Below are 9,214 nucleotides of genomic sequence, written 5' to 3'. Positions count from 1 at the left end.
ATTTTGGTAAGTCAACAGACCCAACATCTATCCTTTATAACGGTCCATACCTTCTTAAGGCTTTGACAACGAAGTCATCTATTGAGTTCACCAAGAATGAAAACTATTGGGATAAGGATCACGTCTATTTTGATAATATCAAATTGACTTATGATGATGGATCAGACCAAGAGTCTTTGGAACGCAACTTTACAGATGGTGTATACAACTTAGCACGTCTATTCCCAACAAGTTCTAACTATTCCAAAGTTGAAAAACAGTACAAAGATAATATTTTCTATACGCAACCTGGATCAGCTGTAGAAGGTGTTGGTATTAATATTGATCGTCAAACTTATGGTCATACATCTAAAGAAAATGACCAGCAAAAGACATCAACTAAGACAGCTCTTCTCAATAAGGATTTCCGTCAATCATTAGGTTTTGCTATTGACCGTACAAATTACGCCGCACAACTTAATGGTAAGGAAGGTGGAAGTACTGCCGTCCGTAATATCTTTGTTAAACCAGACTTTGTTCAAGCAGATGGTAAGGACTTCGGAACAATGGTAATGGATCAACTTCCAGCTTATGGTGATGAGTGGTCTGGTGTGAATCTTGCAGATAGTCAAGACGGTCTTTATAACCCAGAAAAAGCTAAGGCTGAATTTGCTAAAGCTAAGGAAGCCCTTCAAGCAGAAGGAGTTCAGTTCCCAATTCATTTGGATGTCCCTGTTAATCAATCAAGTAAAATTACTGTGAATCAGGTACAATCAATTAAACAGTCTGTTGAATCTGCTCTTGGAAAAGACAATGTTGTGCTTGATATTCACCAATTGTCGGCTGATGATTTTAACAACATCACTTACTCTGCATCAAATGCAGCTGCAGAAGATTGGGACTTGTCAGTGGGTGTGGCTTGGGACCCTGATTACCTTGACCCTTCAACTTATCTTGATGTCTTGAAAACGACAAGTAGCGAAAATACTAAATCCTTCATGGGTTATGACGATCCAAATAGTCAAGCAGTTCAAAAAGTAGGTCTTAAAGAATATGACCAATTGGTTGAAGATGCCTCTAAGGAAACAACAGACTTGAAGGTTCGTTATGAAAAATATGCAAAAGCTCAAGCATGGTTGACAGATAGTGCCCTCTATCTTCCAACAACTACTTATAACGGTGCAGCTGCTGTAATTTCTCGTATTAAGCCATTCTCAGGAGCTTATGCTCAAGCTGGTGATAAAGGTTCTTCATACTACTTCAAGTATCTTAAATCTCAAGATGATATTGTAACTAAAAAACAATACGACTCAGCTTATAAAGATTGGCTTAAAGAAAGAGCGAAATCTAATGACAAAGCTCAAAAAGATCTTGCCAAACACGTTAAGTAATCTATTGAAAACGTCTACCTTTAGGTAGTCGTTTTTTTAACAAAATTTCTCGAACCACCCTAGATTGTGATATAATAAGAAAGATTGGTACTCGCTTCTAGATTTTTATTTGGAAAGTTTGGGGGGATAGAGTTGCCTACTGGTACTTATCATCTTAAGTTAGTCCTAAGAAAGGGACTTTAGGCTCAATAGGTATCCAAAGACTGAAGAATGAAACATAAAAAGGAGATTTATCTTGGCTAAAGATATCCGCGTTCGTTACGCACCAAGTCCAACAGGGCTTCTACACATTGGTAATGCTCGTACAGCATTGTTTAACTACCTTTATGCACGTCATCATGGTGGTACATTCATTATCCGTATTGAAGATACTGACCGTAAACGTCACGTTGAAGATGGTGAGCGTTCACAGCTTGATAACTTGCGTTGGTTGGGAATTGACTGGGATGAAAGTCCTGAGACACACGAAAACTATCGTCAATCAGAGCGTTTGCCACTTTACCAAAAATATATTGATCAACTTTTGGCAGAAGGTAAAGCCTATAAGTCATATGTCACTGAAGAAGAGTTGGCTGCAGAGCGCGAACGTCAAGAAGCGGCTGGTGAAACTCCTCGTTACATTAACGAGTTCCTTGGCATGACTGAAGAAGAAAAAGCTGCCTACATCGCAGAACGTGAAGCAGCAGGTATTGTACCTACAGTTCGTTTGGCGGTTAATGAGTCAGGAATTTATAAATGGCATGATATCGTTAAGGGAGATATCGAATTTGAAGGTGGTAATATCGGTGGTGACTGGGTTATCCAGAAGAAAGATGGTTACCCAACTTACAACTTTGCGGTAGTTGTTGATGATCACGATATGCAAATTTCACACGTTATCCGTGGAGATGACCATATTGCCAATACACCAAAACAACTCATGGTTTATGAAGCTCTTGGTTGGGAAGCTCCTGAGTTTGGACACATGACTCTTATCATCAATTCTGAAACTGGTAAGAAGTTGTCTAAACGTGATACTAACACCCTTCAATTTATCGAAGATTACCGTAAAAAAGGTTACCTTCCAGAAGCAGTCTTTAACTTCATTGCTCTTCTTGGTTGGAATCCTGGCGGTGAAGACGAAATCTTTTCTCGTGAAGAACTCATTAAACTTTTTGATGAAAACCGTCTAAGCAAGTCACCAGCGGCCTTTGACCAGAAGAAATTGGATTGGATGAGTAACGACTACATTAAGAATGCAGATTTCGATAAGGTCTTTGCTCTTTGCAAACCTTTCTTGGAAGAAGCTGGTCGTTTGACAGATAAAGCTGAGAAATTAGTGGAACTCTATAAACCACAAATGACAGCTGCAGAAGAAATTGTCCCTCTTACAAATCTCTTCTTTGAAGATTTCCCAGAATTGACAGAGGCTGAAAAAGAAGTTATGGCTGGTGAAACAGTACCAACAGTACTTAAAGCCTTTAAAGCCAAACTCGAAGCTATGTCTGATGATGAGTTTGTTGTTGAAAACATTTTCCCACAAATTAAGGCTGTTCAAAAAGAAACAGGAATCAAAGGGAAAAATCTCTTCATGCCAATCCGTATTGCTGTTTCAGGAGAAATGCACGGTCCAGAATTGCCAGATACTATTTTCTTGCTCGGTCGTGAAAAATCAATCAAACATATTGATCAAGTTCTTGCAACACTATAAAAACAACCCCAACAATCGTTGGGGTTTCGAATGCACATAAGCGATATGTCAATGATTATATGATAATTGCTAAGTCTACTTTTGTAATATAATGATGATATTTCGTAATCATATCATCATTTTCAAAACTTTAAATTAGTTTTATAATAGATTGGTAATAAAGATTAGGGAGGAGTGAGCATTATGAGAAGATTTGGTTGGTATTTCTACTATGTTATTGGCATGTACCCATAAAAATAGGTAATGAGTCAGTTAAAGAGCTTAGTTTTTCTAAGCTCTTTTTTATGTTTATGAAAAGTAGGGGACATGTGGGATTGTCTGATGTTAGATTGTTCTCAATCAGGAAAAAATAGCTTTATATTTTTAGCTTTTTCTAATAGGAGTGATGCTAAATTATATATTTATGTTACAATAAAGTAGGTTGATTTTTGAAAGGAAGGGGGAGTCTAGAGATGATTGTTTTGTTTACGGTTCTACGTCTATTGGCTATTTTAATTGTTAGTCACGATATGTCAGGTTTGCTCAAAACTTGGAAGAGTAAATGCTGGTTTATCGCAGGGAGTCTCTTGCTCTCTCTATTTGTTGGAGGCATTACAGGGTCGCTCTTAGCACTTTTGTTCTGCTATCTTTTCTTAAATAAAATATCAAGTAGTGAAAAGAATTCTTTTCTTTTCACCTTTTTGCCGTGGGTTTTTGTTGAAGTCACCTCGAAACTGCTTCAACTTTACTTTTTCCCATGGATTTTTCAAATTAATTACTTACAGGTCAAGGACACCCCAGTACTCATTGCTTTGTCTTATCTCTTGATTTACCCAATTTTTCATCTGATTGTCAAAGTGTTCTTTATTGACTTTGGTGCTCTCAATGTTATGGGAAATAACCATACTTACCAAGTTAGACAACGCTTATTGGTTGGGGTGACTCTGGCTTATATTATTTTATCTTTAATTATTTTCTATGCCAGTAATATCTTTCCTTACTCAGGTCTCTTTATTTATTTAGCAGGTAGTATTACGATTGTCTACTCCATTCTCTTTATTTTGCTCTTTGCTCAGCTTAATATCTATTCTAAGAAAAGAGTGAAGGACCAGTTGACCGAAGAAATGGCTAGACACGAGGAAAGTTTAGAAGAATATAGCCACCGTTTAGAAAAACTCTATAATGATATTTCTCAGGTGAAGAAGGATTATCTCGAAGGGCTTAAAACAATGGAGGTTAGTATCCAACGACGAGACTTACCTGCTTTGAAACAAGAGTATGCAGAACTTTTAGAAAAATCTGGAAATAGCTTAACTTTGTCAAATTATGAATTGTCACGCTTAATCAACTTAGAAATCACATCTCTCAAGAGTCTCTTTTCTGCTAAAGTGCTTGAGGCTGAGAACTTAGGAATTAAGGTCAATTTGGAGTTGCCAGATGTTATATCGTCAACTCAGATAGAGGCCTTAGATTTGGTTGTGATTTCTTCTGTCTTCTTAAACAATGCTATTGAGTCGGCAGTGGATTCTGAAGATCCTACTTTAACCATATCCTTCTTTAAAAATCAAGGTTATCTTATCTTGGTTATTGACAATACAACCAGAGAAGAACGTATTCCTGTGTCAAGGATTTTTGATGAAGGGGTTTCTAGTAAAGGAGAAGGCCGAGGACTTGGTCTGTCTAAGGTTGCAGATATACTTAATCGCTATCCAAAAGTAAATCTTGAGACTCGTAGTTGTGACCATCATTTTACACAGGTACTCTCTTTTCAGGATAATTGATAAATCAAAGATAATATTTGTAGAGGATAGGGAAAATAGAAAGGGGAAAAGCATATGCAACTTGTGATTGACGGCCTTATTGCTTTGGTTGTTGTCGTTTCACATCTTGTGATTTTAGCTAGAATGGCTTATCTAGATGTTTTTACTTACAGTTACATTCCTTATGTAATCGTAGTAACTGCCGTTAAGTGGTTAGCCAAGGTGCTATGGCAAATTGATATTCCAGATGCGATTTATCTCCTAGTCTTTATTTTTCTTGAAAAACCTCAGGCTCTACGAGAAGAAAAGTATTTTTATGCTTTCTTTGCCCCTGTCTTTTGGACTCTGATTACAAGCTTCTTTAGTTTTTATTTTTTCCGAGTTTTCTTTAATAAGCCGGTCGAATTGGTTCCAAACCATTTAGGAATCTTGGTTGTAGATAGTGTTGTTCTTCCCTTCTTTCTAGGCTTGCAAAAAATGTTCGGTTTAGATAGCTTTTTTAAGGAACCTTATCAGGACTTGCAGGATAAATATAAGAGTATGCTCTTGCAAGTTGATCATATTTTAATTATCAGTTATCTGCTTATTCTCTTTAAACGGGAGATTTTCTCCTTGCTTCTGAGTCAGACCTATCTCCCAGGTTACCCTCAAATTTATATTTGGGTTGGTTTCCTTATACACATGTATATTCTTGTTCGCTTTGTTTCTTATGGTAAAGACGTACGTGATAGCAAAATTCTCAGAGAACAAGAGGAGCACTTGAGGAGTCTGGAAGCTTATAATGAAAAAATCGAAACTGCCTATAAGAGTGTACGCTCATTTAAACATGATTATGAAAATATACTCATTAGTATGCAGACAAGTATTGATAGTGGGGATTTTGACCTTATTGAACAAACCTATCAGGATATTTTGAAAAAGGCTGGTCAAGAACTCGTTGAGGAAGATGACGAAACTGTCTCTTGAGTGTAAACAGGAAATATTATCATGAACTTACAGCTTTGGACCATGGTATCACTTGAAAATAGTATTATTCAGATTATTAGTTTTCATATTACCTGGTTTATTTATAAAAAACTAACAAGGAGCACTCTAGCTTACTGGAAAGTATTTTGTTTAAGTCTCTTAGGTATAGTGGTATCATTTGGTAAAGGTGATGGCTTCTATTATCAAGTTGTTATCTTTCTAGCTTTGGCCTTAAAGGAACGGCGGGAGCATCGTTTGACGCTCTGGGCAAGCCTCTTTTTTGGGGCTTTCTCGGTTCTCTTTACTGATTTATTTGCGACTTTTACACCATATTATGTATTCAGTAACTTATTTACAAATATGAGCTTGGTTGAGATTCAAGAAAATTTCTTCCTAAATTTGCTATCTTATGTGATGATTTATCCTTTTTTTCTCTATGTCAATTATCTATCAAGTTCAGATATTGACAAGATTAAGGAGCTGATTTATTCCCATGGTCGTGAGCGTTTATTGATTGCGGTTGATTTGACCTTTGCACTCTACATTACTTGTAGTATTCTTTTGGTATCTACAGGTAGTGATGTGAGAGGGCCAATTTTTATTGCAATGGCGGTTTATCTCCTAATGGTAACAACCTTGAACCGCTATTCTCATAAATTTGTCAGAGAACGTAGTAAGGAAGCTGTGGAGACCTATGTCTATAACTTGGAAGTCTATAATAAGCATATTGAGGATCTTTTTACAAAAGTAAAACCTATTGAAAAAGATTTTGAGAGTCTTTTGGTAGCTCTTGAGACTCCTCTGGCTAAAAATCAATTGTCAGAGGTTTTATCCGTTTATCATGAGCATTTGAACCATCTTAAACTTGATAATTTGGATTTAAATGATAAGTTGGCTCCTTTGTTCGAGATTCCTTATCCGGTATTAAGAAGTTGGATTGTAAACCAAGTTATTCCTTTGGAACAAAAAGGTGTCACAGTTAGGTTGGATGTCAATGTTGATGCTTATCCTAATAATTTAAATGTTGCAGTTCTTATTAGAGTTTTAGAACGTTGCATGAACTTAGCTGAAAAACTTTGGGCCAAGGAGCCGGAGACAGATATTGGTTTCCTTATTCAACAGAATGAGGATGGCAATCTCAGCTTTATTCTTGAGAATACCAACCAGGAAGCTAATCCGAAACTTGACGATAGTCTGGTTGTTAGTCGAGATTTTGCCCAGTTTTGCTGGTCAAACGGTATCGGTTTAACAAATAAAAAAGAATTATTTAAAACCTATCAAATTGTCACGGTAATACCATAATTGTAGGAAGGAGGAAGGTAGCTATGCTAGGTAACGTCATTTTTCAAATTTTGATGTTTGTCATTATTTGGGATATCTATTTACGTATTGGTGGACAAAACACTAATCTTAAAAATCATATACTTTATTTGTTATTTGATGTTGCTCTATGCATTTGGGGACAACTCATTGGACGCTATATAGGCATAGTACCTCCCTTAGTAGCCATTGTAACATTGACATTTAGCTACCAACTGAATAAAAGTGTAACTTCTGTAGAGCGCTTTTTTCTAGGTTTTTACCCAGTGGTACTAGTCGATTTGGCAAGACGTTTTTTGGCTACTTTCTTCTTTCCGCCGATACTTGGCATAACTGTTGATACTTTAAACACTAATATTTGGTGGTCTATGGTACCACTTTCCTTCGTCATGTTGACGGTTAGAATAGTAGATTTTATTTTACGTCTAGATTTTACAGATATATTGAAAGTTGCTGCCCAACAAGAAAAAAAGAACCGTCTGGGTTTGGTCAACATGCTTCTTTTGCTTTATTATTTAGTTATCTTTTTGGTGTCGACATTTGATACTTATTTTCCAGAGTTACATCTTGAGGGTAGGTTTCGTTTACCATTGGTAGTGGGATATCTCTACTTACTCCTCTTTGTACTAGGAGCTGTGAACCAGTTCGCTAAGGAAAAAATAGAGCAGGATTTAGCGATGAAGCAAGCCAACTATCTTGATGATTTGAAGCGTGAGAATACTAGGGTAGAAGGTTTGTATAGAGACTTGATGCATGTTCGCTCTAACTATAATTTTCTGCTTAATAATCTGAGAGATATCGAAAGAACAGGAGATATTCGTTCTTACAAAAAAGATTTGGTTGATCTTTATGTGTATCGAGATCAGTACCGCCTCTCTACTCATGTTACAGATTTGGATAATATCCAAAACTCAAGTATTCATAGTCTACTTTCATCAAAGTATCATGAAGCTCAGATGTATCAACTCAACATTCATGCAGAAATTCCTGATCCAGTGATTCATAGCTATCTAACTGACTTAGATTTAGCAGTTGTTTTAGGTCATCTTATGAATAATGCTATTGATGGTGCTCGCAAAGCCCACGAGGGCTTTATTAGTATTGCCTATTTTGATGAAGAGGGCTGCCAGAGTTTTATTGTTGAAAGTGCAATTTCAGATGAAAAAGCTTTACTTTCAATGATGGCATCTCAAATTCCTATCAATGGGGGGGACGCAGGTATAAATGCTGTTCAAGATATCTTGGAACGTTATCCGAATACATCCTTCTCTGTTCGAAGTCAGAAACATAAAATGATGCAAATACTAGAAATGAGGCCCTAATATGAATATATATATTTTAGAAGATGATTTGATGCAACAAACACGTATTAGTGATATCATCAGAGAATTGGTTTCAGAGGGTGCGTTTTCTGTACGAAAACTTGAAGTTTTTTCTAAACCACATAAACTATTGTCCAGCATCAACGAGAAGGGGAACCATCAGATTTTTCTTTTGGATATTGATATTGATGGCAATCGAAAGAAGGGGTTAGAAGTTGCCTCTGAAATTCGTCAACAAGATGCTAATGCGGTTATTATTTTTGTAACAACTCACTCAGAATTTGCTCCAATTAGTTTTAAGTATAAGGTTTCCGCACTTGATTTTATTGAAAAGACAGTCTCTAATGTGGAATTCAAACAACAATTGAAACAAACCTTGACTTTTGTAAATCAAAAAATTGGAGATGTGGACGATGATGAGATGTTTGTGTTTGAAACTGCTCAGTCTAGAATACAAGTTCCGATGCGAGATATTTATTATTTTGCGACAGCTGCAACTCCTCATAAGGTAATGTTAATTACTAAAACAGAGCGCCTGGAGTTTTATGCTAATCTTGGAGATATTACTTCGGTGAATAAAATACTCTTTTCATGTCACCGCTCCTTTTTAGTTAATCTGGATAATATTGCCCGTATTGATAAGACGCAACTGATGATTTATTTTGAGAATGGTGATTCATGTCCGGTTTCTCGCTTGAAAATGAAGGCCCTACTTAAAAAATGGTCAGAGGTAAGAAATCATTAGTGGGAGTGACTAAATCAGACTTTTAAATTTGGCTCTATAATTTCTGTAGTGGGTAAAACCAC

General features: G+C 36.4%; 7 protein-coding genes. All 7 read left to right on the top strand.

Features of this window, described 5'->3' with window-relative positions:
• On the top strand, positions 1 to 1,370 hold a 1,370-nt coding region (locus HMPREF2697_RS04375), incomplete at its 5' end, for an ABC transporter substrate-binding protein (RefSeq protein ID WP_070849771.1).
• Between the two features lie 235 nt (positions 1,371 to 1,605).
• Positions 1,606 to 3,060, top strand: coding sequence for a glutamate--tRNA ligase (gene gltX, locus HMPREF2697_RS04370; RefSeq protein ID WP_013991233.1), 1,455 nt, complete (start codon positions 1,606 to 1,608; stop codon positions 3,058 to 3,060).
• A 452-nt stretch (positions 3,061 to 3,512) separates the two neighbouring features.
• Positions 3,513 to 4,820 carry a GHKL domain-containing protein gene (locus tag HMPREF2697_RS04365; RefSeq protein WP_014632564.1) on the top strand — a complete coding sequence of 436 codons (1,308 nt, stop codon included), beginning with the start codon at positions 3,513 to 3,515 and terminating at the stop codon, positions 4,818 to 4,820.
• 54 nt (positions 4,821 to 4,874) lie between these two features.
• Complete coding sequence (locus HMPREF2697_RS04360; protein ID WP_045771785.1) at positions 4,875 to 5,765, top strand: hypothetical protein; 891 nt, start codon at positions 4,875 to 4,877, stop codon at positions 5,763 to 5,765.
• 21 nt (positions 5,766 to 5,786) lie between these two features.
• The gene (locus HMPREF2697_RS04355; protein WP_013991230.1) at positions 5,787 to 7,067 is read left to right on the top strand and encodes a hypothetical protein; all 1,281 of its coding nucleotides are present in this window, start codon (positions 5,787 to 5,789) and stop codon (positions 7,065 to 7,067) included.
• A 23-nt stretch (positions 7,068 to 7,090) separates the two neighbouring features.
• On the top strand, positions 7,091 to 8,407 hold the full coding sequence (locus HMPREF2697_RS04350) for a sensor histidine kinase (RefSeq protein ID WP_070849769.1): 1,317 nt from the start codon (positions 7,091 to 7,093) through the stop codon (positions 8,405 to 8,407).
• A 1-nt stretch (position 8,408) separates the two neighbouring features.
• Complete coding sequence (locus HMPREF2697_RS04345; protein WP_002886967.1) at positions 8,409 to 9,152, top strand: response regulator transcription factor; 744 nt, start codon at positions 8,409 to 8,411, stop codon at positions 9,150 to 9,152.
• The last annotated feature ends 62 nt before the right edge of the window (positions 9,153 to 9,214 follow it).

The organism is Streptococcus sp. HMSC064D12 (assembly GCF_001837205.1).
Lineage (GTDB): Bacteria > Bacillota > Bacilli > Lactobacillales > Streptococcaceae > Streptococcus > Streptococcus salivarius_D.
This window is presented reverse-complemented; position numbering and strand designations above follow the sequence as displayed.

What these genes read in the sequence shown, in the direction of transcription:
- HMPREF2697_RS04360 (WP_045771785.1), top strand. Translation starts at nt 4,875, where the DNA reads ATGCAACTTGTGATTGACGGCCTTATTGCTTTGGTTGTTGTCGTTTCA.
- HMPREF2697_RS04365 (WP_014632564.1), top strand. Translation starts at nt 3,513, where the DNA reads ATGATTGTTTTGTTTACGGTTCTACGTCTATTGGCTATTTTAATTGTT.
- HMPREF2697_RS04345 (WP_002886967.1), top strand. Translation starts at nt 8,409, where the DNA reads ATGAATATATATATTTTAGAAGATGATTTGATGCAACAAACACGTATT.
- HMPREF2697_RS04355 (WP_013991230.1), top strand. Translation starts at nt 5,787, where the DNA reads ATGAACTTACAGCTTTGGACCATGGTATCACTTGAAAATAGTATTATT.
- HMPREF2697_RS04350 (WP_070849769.1), top strand. Translation starts at nt 7,091, where the DNA reads ATGCTAGGTAACGTCATTTTTCAAATTTTGATGTTTGTCATTATTTGG.